A 26,427-nucleotide genomic window follows, 5' to 3' on the forward strand; every position below is an offset into this window, starting at 1 on the left:
ATTGGCCGTCACAAGCACGCTGCCGTAGCGCGGGCAAGGCGCACAGCGCCGTGCCCGCCATTTTCCACAACCGAAACGAACTTGTGAGTGCGCTGAGGCCTCCTCGTCATTGCGAGCGCAGCGAAGCAAACCAGTGCCTCTCCGCGGAGGCAGTCTGGATTGCTTCGCTGCGCTCGCAATGACGTTGTGGATGCACCGTGCTCATAGGAGGCGCATGTAGTGGTGGGCACGCTGCGCTTTGCTCACCCTACGATTTCCGCGATTGACGCGGCTGCTACGGACTCTCGCTCTGAAGGATGAGTGGCCGCCCAAAAAGAAAAGAGCCCCGTCGAAGACGAGGCTCTCGGAATTCCCAGCTCGTTCGGCCTTACTTGAGGCTGGACGAGATCGAGCCGAACTTGGTGTTCAGCGTGCTGCCGAGGTTGTTGACGACGGTAATGATCGCGAGCGCGATGCCGGCGGCGATCAGGCCGTATTCGATCGCGGTGGCGCCGGATTCATCCTTCACGAAACGTGCAACGAGGTTCTTCATAGAGTGCTCCCAAAGTACACAAGACTACAACTGGTCTGGTCTCTTCGGCTTCCCAGCGCCGCCCGACCATGGAACCCAACCTAGAGGCAAAGAATTGCGCCGCAGTTAATTCGAGTGCGGAAACAAGCAGCGGTTTGCGAGTATTCGGCGATGGTAAATCGAATTTGAAAACAATCCGTTAAATTGTCACGACATCGCACCGTCGCCGCGGTTTACCCGAAGTTATGACCGCCGTGGTCCAATGCCGCCCGTCCATCAGACAAGAACAAGCAGGACGACGAGGCGGCATGTCCCTTTCCTTTGCCAACAGCATCGCAGTACAGACCCGCGCGCGTGCGCTGGTGCCGCTGTGCGTCGGAGCGGCCGCCTATCTCTTCTTCCTCTGTGTCGGCGATACGCTGCTTCAGGACTCCGACTCGTTCTGGCAGATCAAGATCGGGCAATGGATTCTCGACCACCATGCCCTGCCCTACACCGACATCTATTCGTTCACGCGGCTGGGGGCGCCCTGGGTTTCGACCTCATGGCTGTCGCAGGTCGCGTTCGCACTGTCCTATGCGCAATGGGGCTGGGGCGGCCCAGTGATCCTCACTGCGATCGCGGTCGCATTGTCGGCAGCGATCCTCGTCTATCTGCTCGACGCGCATCTGGAGATGCCGCGCTCGGTGCTGTTCGCGATGCTGGCGGTCGTGCTGTCGCTGCATCACATCCTGGCGCGGCCGCACATGCTGGCACTGCCCGTGATGATCGCATGGATCGGCATGCTGATGGCCGCAGCCGATCGCAAGGGCACGCCCTCATGGCACTGGCTGCCGCTGATGTCGCTGTGGGCGAACCTGCACGGCGGCTTCATGCTGGGTCTCGCCCTGATCGGCCCGATGTCGTTCGTGGCGCTGTGGGGCCTTGAGTCCGGCAAGCAGGTCCGGCTGCTGCTGCGCTGGTTCCTGTTCGGCCTTGCTGCACTGGCCGCGAGCTGCGTCACGCCGTATGGCTGGCGCACGCTGCTGGGGGCGACCAACATCCTCAATCTCGGCGAGCTGCTCACCGTCATTTCCGAATGGTCGCCGGCCAACTTCGCAACGTTTACCGCGTTCGAAGGCGCGCTGCTCGGCCTGATCGCGCTCGGCCTCTATCGCGGCCTGACGCTGTCGCCGCCGCGCATCCTGCTGATCCTGCTGCTGACCTGGATGGCGCTCAGCCATGTCAGGAGCATCGAGGCCTTTGCGTTCCTGGTGCCGCTGGTGCTGGCCAGGCCGCTCGGCGAGAAATTTCCGCTGCAGCCAGCCGATGGGCAGATGGGCGAGAGCTGGCGTGCCCGGTACGTGACGGCGGTCGGCGCGTTGATGATCGTGGCAGCAAGCTGGACCTCGACTTCGATCTTCATGTCGCACCACCGCTTCAACTTCACGATGGACCAGACGCCGGTCGCGGCCACCGACCTGCTCGAGAAGCGTGGGGCGCAGCGCATCTTCAACGCCTACAGGTTCGGCGGCTATCTGATCGGGCGCGACATCCCGGTCTTCGTCGACGGCCGCGCCGAGCTCTACGGCGAGAAGTTCGTGATGGACTTCTTCAAGGCGACGGAGGGGAAGAAGCCCGAGCTGCTGCCTCGCCTGCTCGAGGAGTACAGGATCGACGCGACGCTGCTGGCCGCCGATGCACCAGGCCCGCAGATCCTCGATCACCTCAAGGGCTGGAAGCGGATCTATGCGGACGATATCGCGGTGATCCATGTGCGCGAGGACGCCGCGGCGCCGTGACGATCCTGCCCACGGCCGCGCATCCCGCAATCCCTGCCGTTCGACATGGCGGCCTAAGGCCCGCAACACGATCGCTCCAGTCCGGGACAGGTCAATTTCCCGTCTGCAACTCGCCAAAGCGCTCCCAGCTCCTGCCGTTGAAGCGCATGAACTGCATCTGGTCGATCGGAACGTGATCAGTCGGGCTGGTGTTGACCTTGATGCCGGGCAGCAGCATCGGCAATTCGAGATCGCGGATCGCAAACGCCTGCTTCAGGATGTTCTCGGTCGACAAATCGTCGCCGCAGGCTTTCAGCACCGCTTCCAGCGCCATCGCGCTGTTGTAGGAATTGACGTAGTTGGTGTCGTGCTGATCGGCCTCCGGCACGTATCTGGTCATGAACTCGCGCCAGCCCTTGACGCCGGGATCGTCCTTCCAGGCGGGATCGTCGGGATCCTTGACGTAGGCGGTGGAGAGGATGCCGGTGCCGGCTTCGAGCCCCGCCGGCTCCATCACCGCCGAAACCCATACCGCCACGTTCGAAAGGAACGTCAACGGCCGCCAGTTGATCTCGAAGGATTTGCGGATCGCCTGCGCCGCGAATTTCGGGGTCGCCGCGATCACGAACACGTCTGCGCCCGAAGCCTTCAGCTTCACGATCTGGGAATCGATGGTCGGATCCTGGATCTCGTAGGTGGCGTTGGTGACGACCGACTCGTATTTTTCGCCGAGCACGTCCTTCAGCCCGGCGAGGTAGTCGCGGCCGTAATCGTCGTTCTGGGAGATGACCGCGAATTTCGCGTTGGGATTCTTCGCCAGCGCATAGCGCGCGTACAGCCGCGCCTCGTAGCGGAACGGCGCCTGCACGCCCATGGTCGCCTGCGGATATTGTGCGATGTCGGCGAACTTCGAGGCGCCGGAGCCGATGAAGAGCTGCGGCACGTTCTTGGACTGGAGATATTTTGCGATCGCGGTGTTGTGAGCGGTGCCGATCGAGGAGAAGATCAGCGCGACCTCGTCGCTCTCGACCAGCCTGCGGGTCTGCTCGACCGATTTCGGCGGCGCGTAGCTGTCGTCGAGCGAGATGAGATTCACCCTGCGGCCGTTGATGCCGCCCTTCTCGTTCAGCATCTTGAAATAGCCGACCTCACCCTTGCCGAGCGCGCCGAAGGCGGAGACCGGGCCGCTGTAGGGCATGGTCTGGCCTATCCTGATTTCGGTCGGGGTGACGCCACGCATCTCGGCGGCGAGGGAAGCAGCAGGCCATAGCAGGAATGAAACGGCGCCAAGCGCGCCCAATGCCGCCTGAGAGCGCATCGGCTTTCCCTCCCCTTTTCGGTGCGGTCGCGACGCACCTTTATTTGGAGGGAGCATGCCATGACATCGCGGCGACTCCAATCATTATCGGGATCGGAAGATCGCAGTGTCGCTACAACTGTAACGCCTTAGAAGGTGACGCGGCCGTGTTGCCATGCAGTAATGTCCGGGGGCGAATAGGAATAATCATCATGATGTTTCGCAAGGTTTTCACCGCACTTCTCGTCACGATCGCGATCAACGCGGCGCACGCCGCGCCGCGGTGGCTGAACCTGCCGCCGACGCCGACCTTGCCCAAGGCGGCGCAGAGCGGCTTTGCACCGGTCAACGGCATCAAGGTCTGGTACGCCGTGTACGGCCGGGGCGAGCCCGTGCTGTTGCTGCATGGCGGTCTCGCCAACGCCAATTACTGGGGGCACCAGGTCCGCGCGCTGCAACGGCATTACCAGGTCATCGTCATGGAGAGCCGCGGACACGGGCGCAGCAGCCGCGACCAGGAGCCGTATGGGTACGATCTGATGGCCTCGGACGTGATCGGACTGCTCGACCACTTGGAGATCAGGAAGGCGGCGATCGTCGGCTGGAGCGACGGCGCGATCATCGGCCTCGACATCGCCATGAAGCATCCGGAACGGGTGAGCAGGCTGTTCGCCTTCGCGGCGAACTCGGATCCGTCGGGTGTTGCCGACATCGCCTCAAGCGAGGTGTTCAACGCCTACATCGCCAGGGCGGGCGAGGAGTACAAACGCCTCTCGCCGACCCCTACGCAGTACAAGAGCTTCGTCGACGAGATCACCAAGATGTGGGAGAGCCAGCCGAAATGGACGGCCTCGGACCTCGCGGCGATCAAGGTCCCGACCTGGATCGTGGACGGCGATCACGACGAGGCGATCAAGCGCGACAACACCGAGTTCATGGCGGCGAACATTCCCGGCGCCGGTTTGCTGATCCAGCCGGAGGTCAGCCACTTCTCGTTCCTGCAGGATCCGGGGCAGTTCAATGAGGACGTGCTGCGTTTTCTGGGGCGGGGTGCGGCGGCGAAGTGAGATATTGCAGGGTGGCGCAAGCGTCCCCACCATAGTGAGAGTGGACACGGCGCATCCCGATCGTCATTGCGAGCCACCGGGTGCGCGCGAAGCGTCGCCCGATGACAGGCTCCGCGAAGCAAATCCAGAGTCCTTCCGCGGAGACATTCCTGGATCGCTTCGCTGCGCTCGCAATGACGGAGTTTGCGGCCACGACGCAATCCAGAATCTTTCCACGGAGGCAGTCTGGATTCTTCGCTGCGCTCGCAATGACGAGGCCAACAAAAAAACGCGGCGTTGTCGCCGCGTTTTTGATGTCATCTGCCGCTTTGGGATCAGGCCTGCGGCTGCGGCTCCAGGCCGGGATCCGGATCGGGCCGCGGGCGCGACTTGCCGGCCGGGGGCACGGCGGAGGCGCGCGGGGTGGTCGGCTCGAGCACGGACTCACGGTTCGGCTTCTTGCCCTTAAGCAGGTCGACGATCTCGTCGCCGGTCAGCGTCTCGAACTCGAGCAGGCCCTTGGCGAGGGCTTCGAGATCGGCACGCTTTTCGGTGAGGATGCGGGTCGCTTCCTGATAGCCTTCCTCGACCAGACGGCGGATCTCGGAGTCGATCTTCTGCACGGTCGCTTCGGAGGCGTTCTGCGTGCGCGAGACCGACATCCCTAAGAACACCTCGTCCTGGTTCTCGCCATAGGAGACGGTGCCGAGCTCTTCGGACAGGCCCCAGCGCGTCACCATCATGCGGGCAAGGCGCGTGGCCTGCTCGATGTCGGAGGCGGCACCCGAGGTCACCTTCTCGCGGCCGAAGATCAGCTCTTCGGCGACGCGGCCGCCCATCATGATGGCGAGGCGCGAGGTCATCTGCTCCAGCGACATCGACAGCTTGTCACGCTCGGGCAGCTGCATGACCATGCCGAGCGCACGGCCACGCGGGATGATGGTCGCCTTGTGGATCGGATCGGTCGCGGGCACGTTGAGGCCGACGATGGCATGGCCGCCCTCGTGATAGGCCGTCAGCAGCTTCTCTTCCTCCGTCATGACGAGCGACTTGCGCTCGGCGCCCATCATCACCTTGTCCTTGGCTTCCTCGAACTCGGCCTGCGTCACCATCCGCTTGTTGCGGCGCGCAGCGGTGAGCGCAGCCTCGTTGACGAGGTTCATCAGGTCGGCGCCGGAGAAGCCGGGCGTGCCGCGCGCGATGGTCTTGAGGTTGATATCGGGAGCCAGCGGCACCTTGCGGACGTGGACCTTCAGGATCTGCTCGCGGCCGACGACGTCGGGGTTCGGCACCACGACCTGGCGGTCGAAGCGGCCCGGACGCAGCAGCGCGGGATCGAGCACGTCGGGACGGTTGGTCGCGGCGATCAGGATCACGCCCTCGTTGGCCTCGAAGCCGTCCATCTCGACCAGCAGCTGGTTCAGCGTCTGCTCGCGCTCGTCATTGCCGCCGCCGAGCCCGGCGCCGCGGTGACGACCGACCGCGTCGATTTCGTCGATGAAGATGATGCAGGGCGCGTTCTTCTTGGCCTGCTCGAACATGTCGCGGACGCGGGATGCGCCGACGCCGACGAACATCTCGACGAAGTCCGAACCGGAGATGGTGAAGAACGGCACGTTGGCTTCGCCCGCGACCGCACGCGCGATCAGGGTCTTACCGGTGCCGGGAGGGCCGACCAGCAGCACGCCGCGCGGAATGCGGCCGCCGAGGCGCTGGAATTTGCCGGGGTCGCGCAGGAATTCGACGATCTCCTGCAGGTCCTGCTTGGCCTCGTCGACGCCGGCGACGTCCTCGAAGGTGACGCGGCCGTGCGCTTCGGTCAGCATCTTGGCGCGCGACTTGCCGAAGCCCATCGCCTTGCCGGCGCCGCCCTGCATCTGCCGCGACAGGAATATCCAGACACCGATCAGCGCGATGAAGGGCAGCCAGGAGACCAGCAGCGAGACGAACCAGGGCACGTTGTCACCCGGCGGCTTCGCGGTGATCTGGACCTTGCTGTCATAGAGGCGCTTCACCAGCGTCGGGTCGTTCGGCGCATAGGTCTGGAAGCTCGAGCCGTTGGTGAAGGTGCCGTGGATGTCCGGCCCCTGGATCACGACGTCGCGCACGTTGCCGCGGTCAACGTCGCTCAGCAGCTGGGAGAAGGCGATGTCCTGCGAGGAGGCGCGCTGGCCCGGATTCTGGAAGAGCGTGAACAACGCCAACAGCAACAAGACAATGATGACCCAGAGGGCGAAGTTGCGCAGATTGGCGTTCATCGATCTTCCTTCGTGGTCGCGCGGATCGCGGCCCTGATCCTTCAGGAGTTACTCGACCCAGTGACTTGGCTAGTTACCTGGGCAATTCGAGGAAATCCCCAAGAATTCCTCATCGTTAGACGCATACAATTTAGGTGCCGCCCCGCTCGCTGCCAAGGGAACGAGATGGGACTATTTAGCCCATCTTAGGGCGATTCCCGCTGAAATAATGGCGCTAAAGGCCGGGTTTTTCCTGCCTGGTTAAGGTGTCCTGACGGCGTGCAGCGGAAGCGGCCGGTGTCATGATCCGCCCTCATCCGCCCTTTTCAAGTCCCCTTCAAGTCTGCTTGGGACCGCCGCGCCGGTGCAGGCGCGATGTGAATACGCCCGCCGGCAAGGCTGATCAAGGCTCCCGCAAGGGTCTGCTTCAGGACCGGCCGTCCATTTGCGCCTGCGCGGGAGCCCAAAGCCAAGGCCTGATCGAGCGCTGACAACAAGGTTTCGACCTTGCCGAGTTCCGCCGGCCCTTCATGCCCGAGGGCGTTGATGGCCCGCAGCAGGAGCCGCAGCCGGACCTCCTCCGGCAGGCTGGCGAAGGCGATCCCGTCGAAACTTCGCCGGCCCGGCCCATGCGGCGCATCGTCGCGATCCGTCAAGCGGAGGAAGCGCTCGGCACCGTCAGTCAGCACCTCGACGGCCGCATTGGCGCGCGCCAGCCGGCCCGCGAGCCGCGCCAGGTTCCTGGCATCGCCACCCTCGGCCGCGAGTTGCGGCAGCAATGCGCGCAGCCGCGGCCGGGTGAACGCGGTGTCGCGGTTGGTGGGATCCTCGGCAAAGACTATTCCGGCCCGCTTCAAGGTCGCGATCAGCTGCGACTTCGGGATGTCGAGCAGCGGACGCGCCAGCACGATGCCGTCGCGCTCCGTGAGGCGCGCCATTGCCGACAGCCCCGAAAGCCCGCTGCCGCGAAGCATGCGCATCAGCAGCGTCTCGGCCTGGTCGTCGCGGGTGTGGGCGGTCAGCACATGGCTCGCGCCGGCGATGCGCGCGACCTGCGCGAGCAGGCGATACCGGGCCTCGCGCGCGGCGGCAGGCAGTCCCGTCTTCGGCTTGGCGCCGCGCCAGCGCAGGGTCCGGTGCGGCAGGCCGAGCTCGGTCGCGAGCCGCTTGACCTCGCGCGCCTCGCGCGCCGCTTCCGGACGCAGGCCGTGATCGACGGTGACGACGATGAGACGCGGGCCGCGCGACAGGCTGCGCTGCCAGCGTGCCGCGAGCCACATCAGCGCGACGGAATCGGGCCCGCCGGAGACTGCGAGCACCAGCGCCGGCGCGTGCTTCAGGTCAGCGAAGAGTTGCTTCGCTGTGCGCGCCGAGATCGGTGAATTGTCGTCGTCTGACATGACGCTGCAATCGTCCGCGGATGGATCGACTGTTTAGCGCAAGGCAATCCGCATTGTCAGCGCCTGGACGGTGCGAAACGGATGCCTGCCGATGGTTCACCTCTCCCGTAGGGAGAGGTCGGAGCGCATCGAAGATGCGGTCCGGGGGAGGGGTCTAGGTCTCACTGGTCGCGGCGCCCCCTCACCCGGATTGCTGCGCAATCCGACCTCTACCCGCTGGGAGAGGTGAGCCACGGTCGGCCAGCCGAGTCTAAATCACTAGCACTTCACCCGCTTCTGCTCGCGGTCGACGGCGGCTTTGACGCCGGCGGAGGCGCGCGGATATTTGCGACCGATCTCACCGAAGGCGGCGCAAGCGGCTTCCTTCTCCTTCAGCGCGGCGAGCGACTGGCCGAGCCGCAGCAGGGCATCCGGCGCCTTGGCCGACTTGTCGTATTTGGTGGTGACGGCGAGGAAGGCTTCGGCGGAATCGCGATATTGCTGGCGCTGGAAGTAGCTCTCGCCGAGCCAGTATTGCGCGTCGCCGAGCAGCGGGTCGTTCGGATATTTCTGCGCGAAGTTCTTCATGGTCTGCTCGGCGAGCGCATAGTCCTTGCGCTGCATGTAGCCGATGCCGAGGTCGAACTCGTCGCGCGGCGTCGCCGAGGGCGGAAGTGTAGTCGGGCCAGCGCCGCCACCCTGCGCCGGATAGCCCTGCTGCGCCGGCGGATAACCCGGCTGGGCCGCGGGCGGCACGCCTTGCTGGTAGCGCGGGGCGGTGTTGGCGAGATCGAGCGGATCGCCGGCATTGCGTCCGCCGGGCGCACCCGGCATCGGCTGCTGTCCGCCGCCGAGCGCGCGCGGCGCGCCGGGCGCGTTCGGATTCTGGTTCGGATCGAAGGCATCGCCGCGGCGGCGCGTGCCGGGCGCGCCGGGCCCGGGCTGCTCCTGAACGATCGGCGCGGGAGCAGCGATCTGCGGCTGCTCGTAATTCGGCTGCACGGCCTGCTGCTGGCGATAGGCCGGCGCAACCTGCGCAGGCGGCACCGCGGTCACGCTGGGCTGGACCGGCTGCTGTCCTGGCGCGGCTTGCGCGCCGCCCTCGAGTGCCCGCAGGCGCTCCTCGAGCTGCCGGTTGCGGTATTGCAGTTCCTCGTTCTGGCCGGTGAGCTGGCGCAGCTGGTTCTCCAGCCGCTCGATCCGCATCTCGGGATCGTCATCGGTCTGAGCCAGGATCGATTGAGCCAGGACGGGCGCGCACAGGGAGAGCAGCGCGGCGGTCGCCACGGAGCCGGTAAGAACCTTAAATCTGGATGACATCTTGCCCTGACGACGAAAGCGAAATGGCCTGCGACGGAACCTTCGACGCGCCACACATTGAAGTGGAGTACGCCAAAAATGTGACTGCTACCAAGGGGTTTCTGTCACAGATCGCTGAAACGAAACCGGCGCCCTGAGGGCGCCGGCATGATCTTTTCCCGGAGATGGACGGCGCCTGACTGAAAGCGTCAGGAACTCGCGTTCAGCACGGTGACTGCCCGGCGGTTCTGCGACCAGCAGGAAATGTCGTTGCAGACGGCGACCGGCCGCTCCTTGCCATAGGAGATCGTGCGCATGCGGTTCGGATCGATGCCGCGCGAGGCGAGGAACGAACGCACCGACTGAGCTCTCCGCGCGCCGAGCGCGATGTTGTATTCGCGGGTGCCGCGCTCGTCGGCATGGCCTTCGATGGTGAAGGAGTAGCGCGGATAGGTCTGCAGCCACTGCGCCTGCTTCTCGAGGGTCACGATCGCCTGCGGGGTCAGATCGGTCTGGTCGCTCTCGAAGAACACGCGGTCGCCCACGTTCACGACGAAGTCCTGCTGGCTGCCCGGCGTCGCCGCATTGGCCATCGCATCCGTCGCAGCATTCTTGTTGGCGCAGGCGCCCATCGACAGCGCGACGGCAAGCACCGCGGCCAGCTTCAATCCCTGGAGGATACGCATAGGATGTTTCATTCGGGAGCCTCCACGCTCACGTTAGTCCACTGCTGTCCGGTCTACAGGGGGTTGGTTAAGCGAACGTTCCGTCAACCTTGACGGAACCTTGCCTCAGCCGGTCAAATGCCCCCAACCAGCGAAAAGCAACCGTCATGGTTAATGGGTTGTAAATGTGGCGCGAGGGTGAAGGCAAGCCGCGTTAACCGGCAAAATCGCTGGCATTGCTTGAATTTTGGGCCTGAGGCCGGGAGTTGCCGGAGTGCCTTAGGTCAGGCGTGAACGGCGTCCGCGACCAGCACCCGCCGCTGCGGGACCTGGCGCTGGCCGGCGCGCCCGAACAGCATGCGCCGCTCGAAGGCGGTGGAGCGCATGATCGGATAGCGCTCGAACACCTTCCTGCGGAAGGTCGGGAAGTCCGCCGCCATCAGTCCGAACGGCTTGGTGAGACCGGGGACCAGCCGCGGCTCGGCAATGGTCTCGTGCAGGAACACCCGCCGGTAGAAGGCCTGATGCTCAGGACGCACGATCGCAAGGCCGAGATCGGCATGGAAGTGCTCGCAGGCCATGTAGGCGAGCCGGGTCGTCAGATAGGGCAGCTCGGGGACGCGCTTGACCTGGTCGGGATCGGCGACGAACCGGGTCGGGTCGATCATGACCTCGCCGCGATCGAGCCGTGGCAGCAGGATGTCGGGAAAGACGTCGGCCGAAGTGGACTGGCGCCATTCCGAGTTCAGCACGCTGATACGCACCGAGCTGCAGAGCTTGCCCTTGAGATAGACGCCGAAGGTCCACGCGTTCGGCAATTCGTCATACTGGTCGGTGACGCGCGCGTCGGTAGATTCCTTGACGGCACCCTCGCGCAGATAGGCGCGATAGCGGAGATTGTAGATCTCCTCTTTCTCCGCGGCCGTTTCGGCAAGATGATAATCGACGTCGGTCAGGAGTTCGGCACCCCGTCCAACAGCCGAAATGATCGCTCTGGCTGAGGACTGCATTCCAACTCCCTGCCCACCACGGCTCACAAGTGCACACGGACAACTTCCACGCGCGTGATCCACCATTAACAGCTTCTTAATGATGAAGCAAAGCAATCGAAGTATTAGGGTTAACCTCCCGTAGCACCACGGTACCCGGCAACAGGCTGAAACAGTCGGGGATTTCGGGAAGCGGAATCAGGCGAAGGAGCGCGAGCCCACGACCTGGAGCAGGCTCTCGCCGCGCCGTCCATGCGAGGCGTTGAGGAGCTGGCGCATCCGCACGGCGGGCACCGGACGGCTGAACAGATAACCTTGCGCCTCGGACACGGTGCCGTCGGCGCTGATCAGCTCGAGCTGCTCGTTGGTCTCGATGCCCTCGACCACGACCGCCATGCCGAGGTCTGCCGACAATCGCGCGACGCCGCGCAGCAGCGTCAGCGGCCGGTCGGTGTCGATGCCCTCGAGGAAGGAGCGATCGATCTTCACCTTCTGCATCGGGAAATTGTGCAGGTAGCTGAGGCTCGAATAGCCGGTGCCGAAATCATCGAGCGAGATGCGCACGCCGAGCGCATGCAGCTGCGACAGGATATCGTGGGTGAGCTGGGTGTTGCGCAGCAGCGAGGACTCGGTGATCTCGATCTCGAGGCGATGCGCCGGAAGCCCCGAGACCTCCAGCGCGTAGCGGATCTCGCTCAGCACGTCGCGCTGGTGGAATTGCTGCGGCGAGAAGTTGACGGCGACGCTGACGCCGTCCGGCCACTTCATGCATTCCATGCAGGCGCGGCGCAGGATCCAGCGGCCGAGATCGACGATCAGGCCCATGTCCTCGGCGACCGGGATGATGTCGACCGGCGAAACCGTGCCGCGCACCGGATGATTCCAGCGCAGCAGCGCCTCGCAGGTCGTGATCTTGCCGGACTTCAGATTGACCAGCGGCTGGTAGAACAGCTCGAACTCCTCGTTGGCGAGCGCCTTGCGCAGGTCGAGCTCGAGGATGCGGCGCGCCTCGACGGTCGCAGCCATCTCGTCGCGGAAGAAGCAGAAGGTGCCGCGGCCGTCGGCCTTGGCGCGGTACAGCGCCATGTCGGCGTTCTTGAGCAGGGTGTCGGCGCTGACCTTGCCGTCCGGCGAGGTCAGCGCGATGCCGACGCTGGCGCCGATCTCGACCAGGTGATTGTCGATGCGGTAGCGCTCGCTCAGGCGCTCGACGATGCGGCGGGCGAGGCTCGCAGCGTCCTCGGCCGACGAGATGTTCTGCTGGAACACCACGAACTCGTCGCCGCCGAAGCGGGCGACGAAATCCTCGGGACGCAGCATCTCGCGCAGGCGGTTGGCGACCGCGCACAGGAGCTGGTCGCCGCAGGGATGGCCGAGCGTGTCGTTGACCTGCTTGAACTGGTCGAGGTCGACGAAGAGCAGCGCCGAGAGGCGTTCGGCGTGGTGGGCGAAGGCCAGCAGCCGCTCGATCTCGGCGCGGAACGAGACCCGGTTCGGCAGCGCCGTGAGCTCGTCATAGCGGGCGAGATGGCTGATGCGGGCTTCGGCGTTGGTGCGTTCGGTGATGTCCTCCAGCAGCAGCACGGTGCCGCCGCCCGTCATCGGCTGGAACGTCCAGGCGAGCGTACGGCCGCGCGAAAGATCCGGATCGGCGGTGACGATCTCGCAGATCCGCGCATGCGCGATCTCGGCCAGGATCTGGTTGCCGCTTTCCGCCGAGATGGAGCCCGCGGCGATGCAGGCCGACACGATGTCGGCCGCGGTGGCGCCGCGCTTGACCAGATCCTCGGGCAGGCCCATCAGCTGGCCGAAGCGATGGTTCATCACTGCAAGGCGCCCGTCGGCGCGGAACATGCACAGGCCATGCGGCATGTTGTTGAGCGCGGTGTCGAACTGGCTCGCCAGCGCGGATTCGCGGAAGCTCGAGGTCAGCGCCTTGACGAAGATCGCATGCAGGCTGAGGTTGATGTTCTTCAAGCCGATGAAGAAGAACATGAGCAGGACCGCAAGACCGACGTGGTAGGGGCCGCCGTGCAGCAGCAAAGCGAGCGACATCGGACCGCAGGCGAGCGCGACGTGCCACTGGATCACCCGGGGCTGGCCGTAATTGCGGGCGGCGCCGCCGGCGGTGTAGCCGATGCCGATGGCGACAGTGAGCATGTCGGCCACCGGATCCTCGTTGTTGTAGATGACGACGAAGGCCCACACGCCGAGCACAGCTGCATAGCTGAGCGCGCCGATCCAGTAGCGCGGCTCCAGATTCTTGGCTTCTTCGAACGACAGCGGGTGCGCGCGGTTCTCGTATCCGCGCATCTGGAACGCGCGCGCGGTGCCGATGGCGATCAGCAGAAATGCGAGCGGCCACAGCCACACGTCGCCGGTCTTGAGAGCAGTCATGACCGCGGCGACGGCCGCGGAGGCCGAGCCCAGGAAGATCGCCCAGAAATTCTGCACCATAGAGTTGATGAGAGCGGCGTAGAGTATCGGCTCCAGCTCGTCTCGATCGCTCTGCTTCTGGTCGGCCAGCTGCATTGGCTAATTACGCGTCCTGTTCAGCGCGTACTTTTACCCAGCCCAGGTGAAGCCTTTCTGAGGGAACATCGTTAAAGTCGAGTTGTTTTTCGGCAATTGCGAACAGGATTTCGCTGCAATATCAAGGAACTAGGCAAGCGTTGCCGGGCACAAGGTGAAGGAAAGCTTGCTTTCCCCGCCGAACGCGAAAAAATCGGCGCTTTTTTTCGGAAACATCGCGCGTCTGAACGCGCGATCTATTGACCTGCCGTCGAGGACAATAGCGGCGACCATGCCGGGTCGGAGGCGAAGCCCGGCGTCGGCACCTTCAGCTCGTTGCGTCCGGAGATGTCGACGGAGTACAGCGACGGTCCGGCATTGCCGCCGGGATCGCGGAAGAACATCAGCACGCGGCCGTTCGGCGAGAAGGTCGGCCCCTCATTGTGGAAGCCGGAGGTGAGCAGCCGTTCGCCGGAGCCGTCCGGCTTCATCACGCCGATCGAGAACTGTCCGCCGCCCTGCCTGGTGAAGGCGATGTAATCGCCCTTCGGCGACCACACCGGTGTAGAATAGCTGGCGTTGGTGTCGTCCTTGGAGAAGGAGATGCGCTGCGCAGGTCCCCCGCCCGCGCCCATCACGTAGATCTGCGACCTGCCGCCACGATCTGACTCGAAGCAGATGCGGCCGCCGTCCGGCGAGTAGGACGGAGACGTATCGATCGCCGGTGTGTCGGTGAGCCGCGTGGTCGAGCGCGAGCGCAGATCCATCACGAACAGGTTGGAATTGCCGCCCTGCTGCAGGCTCATGATGACCCGTTGGCCGTCCGGCGAGAAGCGCGGCGCAAAGGTCATGCCGGGGAAGTTGCCGACGATCTCGCGCTGCCCGGTCTCGATGTTGAAGAGATAGACCTTCGGATCGCCCTGGCCGAATTCCATGTAGGTGATCTCTTGCGAGTTCGGCGAGAAGCGAGGCGTCAGCACGAGGTCGGAGCCGCGGGTCAGGTAGCGCACGTTGGCGCCGTCCTGGTCCATCATGGCAAGCCGCTTGACGCGGCGCTCCTTCGGCCCGGTCTCGTCCACGAACACGACGCGGCTATCGAAATAGCCCTTCTCGCCGGTCATGCGCTCGTAGATCTGGTCGGAGATGATGTGGGCGATGCGGCGCCAATATTCCGGCGAGGTGAAATATTGCTGTCCTGCGAGCTGCTGGCCGGTGACGACGTCCCACAGGCGGAATTCCGCCTTGAGCCTGCCGTCCGGCTGCCGCGTCATGCGGCCGGTGACAAGGGCCTGCGCGTTGATGGTCTTCCAGTTCTGGAATTGCGGCGCGACGTCGATGTTGCTGATACGCTCGATGAAGGCGGCCTGGTCGATCGGCGCGAACAGGCCCGACCGCTTCAGGTTGTTGGTGATGACCTGCGTGACGCCGGTGCCGACGTCGCCGTCGGACGGCGAGCCCGGCACAAAGCCGGAGATCGCGATCGGGATCGGCTGGAATTCGGTGGGATCGATGCGCAGTCGCGGCTGGCCTTGAGCGAACGCATGTCCGCCCCCGAGCATCGCGAGCGTCGATCCGGCCAGGGTCATGAAGCGGCGGCGGTTCATCGATCGGGCGTCATTCATTGCAAAATTCTTTTGTTCGGATGTCACAACATATCTTTCAGGCCGAAAGTCATCGGAATGAGCTTCCAGCTCTCGTACTGCTGTTTCGGCATGAACGAATAGACCTGGCACTGCACGATGGCGCGCTTGGCGCTCTCGGCTACCGCCTGGGCGATCGACCGCGACGGTCCCCTGACCGCGATGACGATCGGCTCGGATGCGAGCGATCCATCGATCTTCATGGGAATGTCGATGTCAGCTTCGTATTGATCGGCGTCCTGGCCGTTATAGGTGGGCGTGAAGCAGCGCTTGACCGCGCCCTGGAATGCACCGCGCCAAGTCGCGACGTTGTTCGCGGCTGTCCCGGTCGCCGATCCCAACGACGCCGACGCATTCAGCGCGGCGCCTGCGAGCTCGTGCCGGGTCGCGGCGCGCTTGTCGAGATCGCGCTGGATCTGCGCGGGATCGAAGGTGCGCTCCTTCGGTTTCGGCTGCTGCTGCGGCTGCACCGCCGCGACCTTCTGCTCCACGGGCTTCGGTGGCGGCTTCTTGGTGTCCAGCTTCTTCTGGAGCTCGGCGATCGGATCTTCCTTGGCCGGATCAGGCTTCTTTTCCTGCGGCTTCGGCTCTTCCTTCGGCTTGGCCTCGGCCACGGGCTTCGGCGGATCGGGCTTCTTCTCGACCGGTTTTTCGACGGGCTTCGGCGGCGGCTCCGGCGTCGAGTTGGTCTTGATCAGCTCTTTCTTCTCGGTGACCTTGCCGACGGCGTCTTCCTCGGGCTTGGCTTCCGCGATCTTCTCGACCTTGGGCTTGGGCTGCTTCTTATCGCCGGTCTTCTGCCCCGTCATCATCTGCGCGAGCTGATCGGTGGAGATGATGTCGACCGGAAGCGACTCCTCCGGCGCGATGTAGGCCTTGCTGCTAAAGGTGAGCAGCCCCCACCCAAGCACGAGGACATGGAGGGCAATCGACGCAACGAGTGTCTTGTCGACGTTCACCTTCACCGGCTTACGACCCCTGATCCGCTTCCGTGACGAGGGCGAGCTTCTTGAATCCGGCACCGGACAACAGGCCCATCACCTTGGCCACCGTGCCGTAATCCGCCTTCTTGTCGGCGCGCAGATAGATGCGCTCCTCGAGCCCGCCGCGCGCATCCGTGATCGCCTTCAGCTTCGGCACCAGCTCGTTGATCGCGACCTCGGCGTCGTTGATGAACACCTTGCCCTTGATGTCCACCGACATCTGCAGCGGCTTCTGGTCGTTGTTTTCGAGGCTCTTGGCCTGGGTCTGCGGCAGGTCGAGCGGCACGCCGACCGTCAGCATCGGCGCCGACACCATGAAGATGATGAGCAGCACCAGCATCACGTCGACCATCGGCGTGACGTTGATCTCGGCCACGACGGGCTTGCGCCGGCCACGGCGCCCGCCGCCTCCGGACGAACTCGCAACGTTCATGGCCATGATCGCGTGCCCAAATTGCCCTTCACACTATACATGCCGTCCGTCAGCCCCGCTCGTCGATCTGACGGGACAAGATGGCCGAAAATTCATCAGCGAAACCCTCGAGCCGCTGGGCCTGCCGGTTCACCTCGGAGGTGAACTTATTGTAGAAAATAGTGGCAGGAATGGCGGCGATAAGGCCGACGGCAGTCGCAAACAGCGCCTCGGCAATGCCGGGGGCGACCACCGCGAGAGAGGTATTTTTCGACGCCGCGATCGACTGGAAGCTCGACATGATGCCCCAGACCGTGCCGAACAGGCCGACGAAGGGGCCGGCGGAGCCCACGGTGGCGAGCACCAGAAGGCGGCGTTCCAGCCGCTCGACCTCGCGGGCGATCGAGACGTTCATGACCTTGTCGATGCGCATCTGCAGCCCCGCGACCGAGCGGGCGTGGCTCTCGAAGGAGCGCTTCCACTCCCGCATCGCCGCCACGAAACAGGCGGCCATGGAATGCGTCGGCTTGGCCGAAAGGGTGCGATAGAGCTCCTCGATCGACTCGCCGGACCAGAAGGCCTGCTCGAACCGGTCCATCGAGCGGCGGGTGCGGGCAAACAGGAAGATCTTGTCGATGGCGATCGCCCAGACCCAGACCGAGCAGGACAGAAGTCCCAGCATCACCGCTTTCACGATCCAGTGAGCCTGCCAGAACAGCGCGATCAGCGACACGTCCGCGGAAGCGGCAACCGGAAGGGCTGACTGAGCCACGTCGGCCGGATTCATAAGCAGTATCCTCTCAAGGCGATCTCTAAACCTCATGTCACGGCCAGCAAATGACCGCCGGTTCCCCAACCGCCGCGCCAACCGCGCGGCCGGCAAGCCCGCTCAAAGCCTTGTCTTTCTGGGGTGCAGGGCTCGTCCAAAGCCGGCCGCCTGCATTCCCTGCCAAGATGTCAAAACTAAGGGGCCTTGACCCCAGGCCTTGACTTCGGGCTCCGGGCACGCCTGTCCACACTTACCAGAGCCCGCCGATGGTTAATGCGGGGTTACCGGCGGCGAATTTGGCTGCGGGAAAGGCAGGCAGCGCAGGGGGATGGCCGTTTTCCGCGACGGCAGGCACGCGCGTGAGGCCTGGGCGAGCCGCGCACCCCGGCGCGAGACAAGGTTCCCTCCTCGCCTTGCGGGGTATGGCATATGGAGAAGGGTGGCGGATAGCTCGCCCACAGCGCGTCCTTCGAGACGCCCGCCGATAGCGGGGGGGGGGGGGCCCCCTCACAGGATGAGGGCGGAGTGCGCGGCAACAATTTCAAGGTGCCAATGCTGCTGCTTAGTCTAGCCTCATCCTGTGAGGAGACCGCTGGAAGCGGTCGTCTCGAAGGACGAGGCGCTTGCTCCGGCCGCCACCAAGACGCCATCGGCGTGTTCCACAACTTGACCACGTCCTCATGCTCCCTCGGGCTGTCGCCGGACACGCGCAAGATTCTGGAGGGCATGGGCCACAAATTCGGACCGCCGCAACCTGCGAACCATCTCGCAGTCATCATTGTCGGCGCGCCGTCGCTTGACGGCAAGCAGGTCGGCAACAATCGTCACTACGGTGCGAACGATCCACGCGCAACAGCGTGCTGGCGGTCCGGTATCGATCGTCGTCACGGGCGACGCTCTTGCGGGTGGGTTGCTACCACTTCTCCTTCGAGGTCCGCACATCGAGCTCGAACGACCAGGCGCGTTCGGGCTGGCGGTAGAGGAAGCCGAAGGCATCGACGATGCCTTCGATGTCGATCAGGCTGTCCTCGCGGCCGGCCGCATCCGGAAAGCGCGAGAAGATCTTGTCGCCGGCGATGGCGCCGTCGACCACGACATGGCCGACATGGATGCCGTCGCCCGCATATTCCTTGGCCATGGCCTGAGCCAGCGTGCGCAGACCAGCCTTGGACGAGTTGAAAGCACCGTAGCCGGAGCGTCCGCGCAACGAGGCGCTGGCGCCGGTGAAGAGCAGCGTGCCTGACTTCTTCGGCACCATGCGGCGCACCGCCTCGCGGCCGAACAGGAAGCCGCCGAAGCAGACCACGCGCCAGGCCTTTTCGAAATAGGCGGCGTCCATGTCGATGATCTTGCCGGGCGTGTTGTTGCCGGCGTTGTAGATGGCGAGATCGAGGTGGTCGCCGGCGGCATCGAACAGGGCGACGATGTCGCGCTCGCTGGTCGCGTCCGCGACGACGGGCACGGCCACGCCGCCCGCCTTGGTGATGTCGTCCGCAACCGCCTGCAGCGCGGACAGCGTGCGGCCGGCGACGATTAGTTTCAGTCCGTCGGCCGCAAAGCGCTTGCAGAGCCGGGCCCCGAGCCCGCGGTCCGGGCCGACGCCGATCACGATTGCCGTCTTCATGGGGAGTCTCCGAGAAATGATGGGATCAGGCCGCGGATGCGGGCTCGGGGCAGTTGGTCAATCGCGCGGGATTGCCGACCGCGGTGCAGCCGGCGGGAATGTCCGACGTCACCACCGTGCCGGCGCCGATCTTGGCGAAGTCGCCGATGCTGATGTCGCCGAGGATGGTCGCACCGCCGCCGATGTAAACGCCGCGGCCGATACGCGGCGAACGCGCCGGCAGCTCGCTATGCCGGCCGATGCTGACGTTCTGAAGGATGGTGACGTCGTCGCCGATCACGACATTGGCGCCGATCACGATGCCGGTGGCGTGGTCGAGATAGACCCCCGACCCGAGGCTGGCCGCCGGGTGAATGCTGACCTGCAGGACGTTCGAGGCTTCATTCTGGAACAGCAGCGCCGAATCGATATGGCCGCGATGCCAGAGCCAGTGCGAGACGCGCCAGGCTTGCAGCGCGACGTAGCCCTTGTAGTGCAGCAACGGCGGCAGCAGTTCGGCGATGGCGGGATCGCGGCGTGCGATGGCTTGCAAATCGCAGGCGGCGGCTTCGATCAGGCCCGGCGACCCGCGAAAGGCGTCAAGAGAAAATGAGGTGAAGCGCGCGCGCTCGGTGGCGCCGATGCCAAGCCGCTGGCCGATCAAATGAGCCAGGGCTGCGGCAAAATCGTCATGGGCGAGAACGGCTCCGGCGAGGGCCTTGCCGAACACGGGATCGGCGGCGGCCGCGCGCTGCGCCTCACAGCGAATCTTCCGCCAGAGGCTGTCGCTCGCCATGATCGCGGCTTCCGCCATTGTCGCCTCCGGTATTCTGGCGCCTACTCAGGTGCCGAATATAGGGCGCGGGTTGCCTGCGCGCCATGCCGCCCGATCAACATGCCGCAGTCCCCGTGAGGCTACGAGCTTGCATGCCAGGCACCCGCGGCCATATAGTTCGTCAGCTGTTCGGCCGACGCTGCGTTGGCCGGGGATGTCCACGCAGAGCATTCTCAAGCCCCCGCGGTGGTCCGCCATCCGCGGGTTTTTCGTACCCGGCGTCCTGCGCGACCGATGCGATAACCCGATCCCCCTCACCCAAGGTCACGCCAAGACATGTCGCCCAACGCGCCTGCCGACGACCACCATGACGACGTCATGTATCCCTCCGCCATACCATTCGTGCTGGTCCATCTCGGCTGCTTCGCGGCCATTTGGTCGGGCATTACCTGGCAGGCCCTCGCGATCTGCGGTGCACTCTACATCGTGCGCATGTTTGGAATCGGAGCAGGGTACCACCGCTATTTCTCGCATAAGGCGTTTGCGACAGGGCGCGCGTTTCAATTCATCCTGGCCTGCCTCGCGCAGAGCAGCGCGCAGAAGAGCGTTCTGTGGTGGGCGGCCAAGCATCGGCACCATCATCTGCATTCCGATACCGAACTGGACGTGCATTCGCCGCGCCAACGCGGCTTCCTGTACAGCCATGTCGGCTGGATCTTCTACCGGCAGCACGACGCCACCGACCTCGTGAAAGTCGGCGATCTCACGGTCTATCCGGAGCTGATGTGGCTGCATCGGCTGGAGCTGCTGCCGGCCGTTGTGCTGGCGGTACTCTGCTTCGCAGCGGCGGGATGGTCGGGTCTGGTGGTCGGTTTCCTGTGGAGCACGGTGCTGGTCTATCACGCGACCTTCTGCATCAACTCCCTCGCCCATGTGCACGGACGCCAGCGCTACGTGACGGGCGACGATTCCCGCAACAACTGGCTGCTGGCGTTAGTCACTCTCGGTGAGGGCTGGCACAACAATCACCACGCCTATCAGAGTAGCGTGCGACAAGGCTTTCGCTGGTGGGAAGTCGACGTGACCTATTACATCCTGAAGGTCCTGTCCTGGTTCCGCATCGTCTGGAACATGAAGGCGCCCCCCGAACTGGTGCTGCGCAACGAGCAGCGGCTCGGCGCGCGGGTCATCAACCGGGCGGCCCGCCAGCTTGCCGGGCGGTTCGACGCCCATGCGCTGGCGCACGCGATCTCGTCGGCACTGCACAGGGCCGATCTCGCCCAGCTGCAACTGCCGACGCTGCACGACATCTTCAATCGCGCCCACGAAGGCGTCGATGCGCTGACGCATCTGCATCTGCCGAAGATCCCGACCCGCGAGGAGTTTCTCACCGAGGCGAGGGCGATGTTCGCGCGAACCCGGTCGCTCAACGAGATCGTGGACCACGCCTATGAGCACTTCTTGACGTCGGTCCGCGCGCAGCTCGTCACAGTGCGCTGACCAGGTGACCTGCGAGGCCAATCTGAACGTCGCGGCTGCCCAGCCGCACTCCCCAAACCAAACCGCCCGCCTGCGGGTTGCGCAGACGGGCGGCTCGGGGCCATCAGGACTTTGGGGGCATGTGCCTGAAGGCTTTTGAGAGGTGTCGACTTCAGATCAGCCCTGCTGCTGGTCGTTCGGCGGCGGGGTCGGACGGGTCTTGTGCTGCGCCATGAACTGGTCGAACTCTTCCTTGTCCTTGGCGTGACGCAGACGGGTCAGGAAATCCTTGAACTCGCGCTGCTCTTCCTCGAGCCGCTGCAGCGTCTCGGCGCGGTACTCGTCGAAGGCGCGGTTGCCGGAGGACGGTGGGCCGAAGCCAAAGCCGAAGCCGCGGCGCTCCATGCGGTCGCGCATGCGGTCCATCTTGTACTGCATCTTTTCCATCTTGTTCTGCCAGCGATCCGGGTGGCTCCAGCACGACATTCTTCTGCTCCCGAGTGTGAAAAAGAGAAGGGCAAGTCCGATCGGCCACCAGATCATGAAGCCGAGGATGGTCACGGCGATCCAGCCGGGATGCCAGGGCGTGTCGAGCATGCGGGGACGCTCGTACTGTTGGTATTGATCCGAAGGGCCGCGCCATCGATTGACATCAGCGGTGTAGGCCATTTCCCATCTCCATCACGGCACCAGCGCCGTTGTGAATGTAAATAACATTTACATAGCTAGACCATCCCGCGATTTTGTCAAGCTGGCCGGCTGACACGCCGGGCGAATTATTTGCGCAACTTTATTTCGGCTTGCCCCAGGGCCCGCCCGGCGGCACGCCTGAACCGGAGGAGGCCTCCGGCGGTACCGGCGGCGGCTCGGCACCTTTCGCAGGCGGTCGGCGATCGGTCGGGAAGCCGAGGCCGCGCAGATAGATCAGCACCTCGGCCTCGAGCAGCTCGTCCGGCGACATCGGTAGCTTTCGCCGCGCGGCATCGCCCCGCGAGAACAGCGAGGCCACGCCATGTGCCATCGACCAGATGTGCAGCGCCATCATCATCGCCGGCGGCCGCGGCGTACCGGGCGGAGCCAGCGCGGCAAGCCGTTCGGCCGCTGCGCGGATGATGTTGAAGGCGCGTTCGCTCGCGGCCTGCAGCGCCGGATTGGCATCGACCGGCAGCCCCGATTCGAACATCGCGTTGTAGAAGGCCGGCTCCTCGCGGGCGAAGGCGAGATAGGCCTTGCCAACGCGCTCGAACGCCGTGACCGTGTCGGGACGGCCGTCGTCCCAAGCCGCGGTGAGGCGCGCCTCGAACTGCTCGAAGCCGCGCTGGGCGATCGAGGACAGGAGTTCGTCGCGGTCGCGGAAATGCCGGTAGGGCGCGGCCGCACTGACGCCGGCCATGCGCGCGGCATCGGCGAAGGTGAAGCCGGCCGCCCCCTTCTCGGCGATCAGCCCAAGGGCGGCCTGCAACAGGGCTTCCTTCAGATTGCCGTGGTGATAGCCGCGCTCGGCGCGGCGCTGCTCCTTGCGCCAGCTCATGTGAACGGCTTTTACATGAGCCGGGCGTGAAGGTCACTAGCGGGAATCGCGCGTGATTAACCCGTACTTCCACGGTCCTGCCGGGCCGATGCGTCAGCATCGCGCTCGGAAAGACCTTGGCAGGGCTACATCTGCGGAATCGGCAGCACTGGCATGACCTCGATCGCCTCGCCCGGGAAGATCGCAAAATGCGGATGGTTCTCGAACAGCTTTGCAGCATCCTCCTGCGAGGCGGCCCGCACCACCGTGAAGCCGGTCAGCGCGTTGCTGATCTCGGTGATGCCGCTTGCGTCGATCCTGCGGGTCTTGCCGAGCGGGCCCCCCATCTCGATGATGACGTCCTGGTGCTTCTCGACCCAACCGTGCCAGGCGGCCATGCCCTCGCGCTCTCTGGCCTTCCGTTCTGCCTCGGGAAGTGCGTGCCAAGCCTTCATTTTCGACCCGCTCGTGCTGCCGAGATAGACGGCGAGGAATTTGTGTTCGGTGCTCATCGGTTCTCTCCTTGTTGATCGATTGACGGCAGCCGTGGAATGTTCCGCGGCCGCTGTGACTATTGCTTCAGGTCGTCGAAGCCGGCGGCGGCCGCCTGCACCTCCGGCGGAAAGTCGCTCATCTCCTGCACTTGCCGGATCTCGATGATTTCGTTCGGCGATGCCGGGCACTCCTTGGCCCACGCGATCGCCTCGGCGCGCGAGGCGACCTCGATCATCCAGTAGCCGCCCAGAACTTCCTTGGACTCCGCGAAGGGACCGTCGGTCACGACAGGCGCGCCGGTCGCGAACGAGACGCGCGCGCCCATCGAGGGCGGATGCAGGCCATCCAGCGTGATCAGCACGCCGGCATCCTTCAGGGCCTCGTTGTAGCGCATCATCGCGGCGACGCGCTCGGGATCGAGTTGGACGTCCGCTGGCGCGCTCTCGTAGCCGAGCGGGATCATGAGCATCATGAATCGCATGGTGTTCCCTAGTTTCACTGTTGGGAGAGCGGCGGGAGCCGCAAGCCCTCGCCTCCAAGACGAGCGAGATCCTACGGAACCGACAGGGCGGCAAAAATTATTCGCAAGGTATTGCGCCGCGCTAGCGCGGCTGCGGCAGGAAACGGCCATCCTGCCGGGCGGCACCGAAATAGCGTCGATGCGCCGGACCTTGCCGCCGGCGAAGGTGAAGAACTCGGTGTTGCGAAAGCTCCTGCCGTCCGTTGCCAGGCAGCAATAGGTGACAAAGGCCTCATCGCCCCGGACGAAAATCCGCTCGATCTCATGCCGCGCGATCCAGCCGCTGTCCCTCCAGCAGCGTTGGAAATAGGCTGCCTTGAAGCCGACCGCGGCAACCCCACGATCGAACGTCGCGACCTTCCTGAGCGCGATCAAGGTCGCGATCGCTGCCGTCGACGAGTTCATCGCCTCCACCGCCGCCGCGGTCGAGGAGCAGAGCATCGTGACGGCGGACATGTCGACCAACATGCAGCGCGCCTCGGCGGAGCTGGCATAGGCGCGACTTCCCGTCTATCTCCGTCGCCCTTCGAGGGCCGCTGAAGAGGCGGCCGCCTCAGGGTGACGGAGATGCAGTCTCACTCGCGGTCCCCACAGCGTCATGGCGAGCGCAGCGAAGCAATCCAGAATCCCTCCGCGGAAAGACCCTGGATTGCTCTGCTGCGCTCGCAATGACGCAGCAAGGAGCGCCGGCGTCGCTCTCCAGCTCGCATCTCAACGTGGAGACCCAGCTTCTCGTCCTTTCAGAGGCGACGGCTCGAGCGCGCAAGCGCTCGGCTCCATCGGCATAAGCCTTTTGTCCCGGGACCAAGCGCAGTAAAAGAAGCCGTGCCCACCCACGCCCTTTTCGATCCAGGACAGACCAGCCCATGCCGCAAGCCGCGCAAAAAGTCGCCCTCGTCACCGGAGCCGCGCGGGGGATCGGGCTTGCGACCGCGAAGAAGTTCCTTGACGAGGGCTGGCGCGTGGCGCTGCTCGACATCGAGGGCGAGCTGCAGGCGAGCGCGGCCGCGGCGCTGAACGACCCCGACAACACGCTGGCGATCACCTGCGACGTATCCGACGCAGCGGCCGTGGGCGCTGCGACGGCGGCGGTCATGAGCCGCTTCGGCCGGCTCGATGCCCTCGTCAACAATGCCGGCGTCGCCGTGTTCGCGCCCGTGCTGGAGACCAGCGACGCCGACTGGAGCAGGATCATGGCGGTCAATCTCACCGGCCCGTTCCTGTGCACCAAGGCGGCCGCGCCGCTGATGCGCGAGCAGGGCGGCGGCGCCATCGTCAACATCACCTCGATCTCGGCGGTGCGCGCCTCGACGCTGCGCTCGGCCTACGGCACCAGCAAGGCTGGCCTTGCGCACCTGACAAAGCAGCTTGCGGTCGAGCTTGCCTCGCTCAACATCCGGGTCAACGCAGTTGCTCCCGGGCCGGTCGACACCGCGATGGCCAAGCAGGTGCATACCAAGGAGATCCGCGCCGATTATCACGACGCCATTCCGCTCAACCGTTACGGCCTGGAAGAGGAACTCGCGGACGCAATCTATTTCCTGTGCTCAGGCGGTGCGAGCTACATCACCGGTCAAATTTTGGCCGTTGATGGCGGCTTCGATGCGGCCGGCATCGGCCTGCCGACGCTACGTGGGCAACGGTGGAACGGGTAGAACCTTAGAGGGTGGGCTTGCGGCTGCGCGAAGTGCAGGCGCGTAACCCATCTCTTTGCACGCGGCGAGAAAGGCGGTGGGTTACGCCAACGGACTGCGCTCCGCGCAGCCGTAGGGCTAACCCACCCTGCGAAACCGAGTTGGTGGAGAGTTCATGCGACGCGTCACCTCCCTCAAAGCCCTGATGCTCGCATCCACCCTGCTCGCCGCCACGCCCGCGGCCGCCGAAATCCGTATCATCCAGTCGCCGGGCGGTCAGGTTGGGCCGTTCCTCGATCTGTTCGAGAGGGTGCGCGAGAGCGGCGAGCGCGTGGTGATCGACGGTCCCTGCCTGTCCGCCTGCACGCTGGTGCTGAGCATCGTGCCGGGCGAGCGTATCTGCGTCACGAGGCGCGCCGTGCTCGGCTTCCATGCCGCGCGTTCGATCGACCGGGCCGGGCGCATCTATGCCGAGCCCGAAGCATCCGAAGCGGTGCTGGCCGCCTATCCCGGCCCGGTGCGCGACTGGATCAGCCGCCGCGGCGGTCTCACTTCGCGGCTACTGCTGCTGAAGGGGCGCGATCTCGCCGCCATCTATCCGCGCTGCCGCTGACGCCCTGGGCGCCGCTGGCGCGTCCGAGCTGCGGCTGCTCGAGCTCTATGTGAAATATGTCGGCGGGGACGCAGACACCGCGACCGTGCCGCCGGCGTCGAGCCGCCGCGGCAGGGGAAACCGACGCCCTCCCGGACGGCGCGGCCGCGCAACTACATCGCCTCGATGCTCGTCATCGCAAGTGTCAGCTTCACGCTCATCGCATTGCTCGTGAGCTGACGGGCAAGGGCGCCGGCGACATATTGCGCCCGTCACACGCTTCGTCGGTTCTAGAAGAACCGCTGGATCATCTGCGCCAGT

The 26,427-nt window shown here is 64.8% G+C and carries 24 protein-coding genes and 1 pseudogene; 6 read left to right on the forward strand and 19 right to left on the reverse strand.

The features are described 5' to 3' along the window. Positions 1 to 367 precede the first annotated feature (367 nt). On the reverse strand, positions 368 to 532 hold the full coding sequence (locus tag ACNJYB_RS31665) for a Flp family type IVb pilin (protein ID WP_018641576.1): 165 nt from the start codon (positions 530 to 532) through the stop codon (positions 368 to 370). Between the two features lie 287 nt (positions 533 to 819). On the opposite strand from ACNJYB_RS31665, the gene ACNJYB_RS31670 reads away from it, so the two are divergent. After that, positions 820 to 2,292, forward strand: coding sequence for a hypothetical protein (locus ACNJYB_RS31670; RefSeq protein ID WP_439370444.1), 1,473 nt, complete (start codon positions 820 to 822; stop codon positions 2,290 to 2,292). Between the two features lie 91 nt (positions 2,293 to 2,383). Here the strand turns inward: ACNJYB_RS31670 and ACNJYB_RS31675 are convergent, their stop codons facing one another. Continuing rightward, positions 2,384 to 3,589 (reverse strand): ABC transporter substrate-binding protein, encoded by a 1,206-nt coding sequence (locus tag ACNJYB_RS31675; RefSeq protein ID WP_439370445.1) that lies wholly within the window; start codon positions 3,587 to 3,589, stop codon positions 2,384 to 2,386. Positions 3,590 to 3,780: 191 nt separating this feature from the next. On the opposite strand from ACNJYB_RS31675, the gene ACNJYB_RS31680 reads away from it, so the two are divergent. After that, complete coding sequence (locus ACNJYB_RS31680; RefSeq protein ID WP_439370446.1) at positions 3,781 to 4,635, forward strand: alpha/beta fold hydrolase; 855 nt, start codon at positions 3,781 to 3,783, stop codon at positions 4,633 to 4,635. Positions 4,636 to 4,949: 314 nt separating this feature from the next. Here ACNJYB_RS31680 and ftsH read toward each other — a convergent pair whose 3' ends face one another. The 12 genes from ftsH to ACNJYB_RS31740 form a co-directional block, all read right to left on the reverse strand. Beyond that, complete coding sequence (ftsH, locus tag ACNJYB_RS31685) at positions 4,950 to 6,872, reverse strand: ATP-dependent zinc metalloprotease FtsH (RefSeq protein ID WP_439370447.1); 1,923 nt, start codon at positions 6,870 to 6,872, stop codon at positions 4,950 to 4,952. A gap of 305 nt (positions 6,873 to 7,177) precedes the next feature. Further along, complete coding sequence (tilS, locus tag ACNJYB_RS31690) at positions 7,178 to 8,251, reverse strand: tRNA lysidine(34) synthetase TilS (protein ID WP_439370448.1); 1,074 nt, start codon at positions 8,249 to 8,251, stop codon at positions 7,178 to 7,180. Between the two features lie 258 nt (positions 8,252 to 8,509). After that, positions 8,510 to 9,550, reverse strand: coding sequence for a tol-pal system protein YbgF (gene ybgF / locus ACNJYB_RS31695; protein ID WP_439370449.1), 1,041 nt, complete (start codon positions 9,548 to 9,550; stop codon positions 8,510 to 8,512). Positions 9,551 to 9,738: 188 nt separating this feature from the next. After that, on the reverse strand, positions 9,739 to 10,227 hold the full coding sequence (gene pal / locus ACNJYB_RS31700; protein WP_018641585.1) for a peptidoglycan-associated lipoprotein Pal: 489 nt from the start codon (positions 10,225 to 10,227) through the stop codon (positions 9,739 to 9,741). A gap of 251 nt (positions 10,228 to 10,478) precedes the next feature. Next, positions 10,479 to 11,204 carry an N-acyl amino acid synthase FeeM domain-containing protein gene (locus ACNJYB_RS31705; protein ID WP_439370450.1) on the reverse strand — a complete coding sequence of 242 codons (726 nt, stop codon included), beginning with the start codon at positions 11,202 to 11,204 and terminating at the stop codon, positions 10,479 to 10,481. Between the two features lie 177 nt (positions 11,205 to 11,381). Then, a complete protein-coding gene (locus tag ACNJYB_RS31710) occupies positions 11,382 to 13,715 on the reverse strand; it encodes a putative bifunctional diguanylate cyclase/phosphodiesterase (protein WP_439370451.1) in 2,334 nt (777 codons plus the stop codon). A gap of 236 nt (positions 13,716 to 13,951) precedes the next feature. Next, entirely contained in the window at positions 13,952 to 15,298 is a 1,347-nt protein-coding gene (tolB, locus tag ACNJYB_RS31715; RefSeq protein WP_439375694.1) for a Tol-Pal system beta propeller repeat protein TolB, read from the reverse strand. Positions 15,299 to 15,339: 41 nt separating this feature from the next. Beyond that, positions 15,340 to 16,299 carry a protein TolA gene (locus ACNJYB_RS31720; RefSeq protein ID WP_439370452.1) on the reverse strand — a complete coding sequence of 320 codons (960 nt, stop codon included), beginning with the start codon at positions 16,297 to 16,299 and terminating at the stop codon, positions 15,340 to 15,342. A gap of 4 nt (positions 16,300 to 16,303) precedes the next feature. After that, positions 16,304 to 16,756 carry a protein TolR gene (tolR, locus tag ACNJYB_RS31725; RefSeq protein WP_080139316.1) on the reverse strand — a complete coding sequence of 151 codons (453 nt, stop codon included), beginning with the start codon at positions 16,754 to 16,756 and terminating at the stop codon, positions 16,304 to 16,306. 43 nt (positions 16,757 to 16,799) lie between these two features. Beyond that, positions 16,800 to 17,516, reverse strand: coding sequence for a protein TolQ (gene tolQ, locus ACNJYB_RS31730; RefSeq protein WP_018641591.1), 717 nt, complete (start codon positions 17,514 to 17,516; stop codon positions 16,800 to 16,802). Positions 17,517 to 18,411: 895 nt separating this feature from the next. After that, on the reverse strand, positions 18,412 to 19,122 hold the full coding sequence (locus ACNJYB_RS31735) for an SDR family NAD(P)-dependent oxidoreductase (RefSeq protein ID WP_439370453.1): 711 nt from the start codon (positions 19,120 to 19,122) through the stop codon (positions 18,412 to 18,414). A 25-nt stretch (positions 19,123 to 19,147) separates the two neighbouring features. Further along, positions 19,148 to 19,915: a serine O-acetyltransferase gene (locus tag ACNJYB_RS31740; protein ID WP_439370454.1), complete on the reverse strand. Its 768-nt coding sequence runs from the start codon at positions 19,913 to 19,915 to the stop codon at positions 19,148 to 19,150. A gap of 297 nt (positions 19,916 to 20,212) precedes the next feature. Between ACNJYB_RS31740 and ACNJYB_RS31745 the strand changes: the two genes are divergently transcribed. Beyond that, positions 20,213 to 21,376, forward strand: coding sequence for an acyl-CoA desaturase (locus tag ACNJYB_RS31745; protein ID WP_439370455.1), 1,164 nt, complete (start codon positions 20,213 to 20,215; stop codon positions 21,374 to 21,376). Between the two features lie 156 nt (positions 21,377 to 21,532). Here ACNJYB_RS31745 and ACNJYB_RS31750 read toward each other — a convergent pair whose 3' ends face one another. From ACNJYB_RS31750 to ACNJYB_RS31770, 5 genes and pseudogenes are all read right to left on the reverse strand, one after another. Continuing rightward, positions 21,533 to 22,024, reverse strand: a complete 492-nt coding sequence (locus ACNJYB_RS31750; RefSeq protein ID WP_439370456.1) for a DUF2852 domain-containing protein — start codon at positions 22,022 to 22,024, stop codon at positions 21,533 to 21,535. A gap of 121 nt (positions 22,025 to 22,145) precedes the next feature. After that, positions 22,146 to 22,886, reverse strand: coding sequence for a TetR/AcrR family transcriptional regulator (locus ACNJYB_RS31755; RefSeq protein ID WP_439370457.1), 741 nt, complete (start codon positions 22,884 to 22,886; stop codon positions 22,146 to 22,148). Between the two features lie 125 nt (positions 22,887 to 23,011). Then, positions 23,012 to 23,377 (reverse strand): hypothetical protein, encoded by a 366-nt coding sequence (locus ACNJYB_RS31760; protein WP_439370458.1) that lies wholly within the window; start codon positions 23,375 to 23,377, stop codon positions 23,012 to 23,014. 59 nt (positions 23,378 to 23,436) lie between these two features. Beyond that, positions 23,437 to 23,841: a YciI family protein gene (locus ACNJYB_RS31765; protein ID WP_439370459.1), complete on the reverse strand. Its 405-nt coding sequence runs from the start codon at positions 23,839 to 23,841 to the stop codon at positions 23,437 to 23,439. Positions 23,842 to 23,962: 121 nt separating this feature from the next. After that, positions 23,963 to 24,198 (reverse strand): annotated as a pseudogene (locus tag ACNJYB_RS31770) (DUF4440 domain-containing protein); the annotation flags it as partial. Between ACNJYB_RS31770 and ACNJYB_RS31775 the strand changes: the two are divergent. From ACNJYB_RS31775 to ACNJYB_RS31785, 3 genes are all read left to right on the forward strand, one after another. Next, positions 24,197 to 24,376: a hypothetical protein gene (locus ACNJYB_RS31775; protein WP_439375801.1), complete on the forward strand. Its 180-nt coding sequence runs from the start codon at positions 24,197 to 24,199 to the stop codon at positions 24,374 to 24,376. The pseudogene ACNJYB_RS31770 and the gene ACNJYB_RS31775 sit on opposite strands and share 2 nt — an antisense overlap. Before the next feature lie 370 nt (positions 24,377 to 24,746). After that, the gene (locus tag ACNJYB_RS31780) at positions 24,747 to 25,535 is read left to right on the forward strand and encodes an SDR family NAD(P)-dependent oxidoreductase (RefSeq protein WP_439370460.1); all 789 of its coding nucleotides are present in this window, start codon (positions 24,747 to 24,749) and stop codon (positions 25,533 to 25,535) included. 154 nt (positions 25,536 to 25,689) lie between these two features. Then, complete coding sequence (locus ACNJYB_RS31785; RefSeq protein ID WP_439370461.1) at positions 25,690 to 26,127, forward strand: hypothetical protein; 438 nt, start codon at positions 25,690 to 25,692, stop codon at positions 26,125 to 26,127. The last annotated feature ends 300 nt before the right edge of the window (positions 26,128 to 26,427 follow it).

It is taken from the genome of Bradyrhizobium sp. SMVTL-02 (assembly GCF_051853005.1).
GTDB lineage: Bacteria > Pseudomonadota > Alphaproteobacteria > Rhizobiales > Xanthobacteraceae > Bradyrhizobium.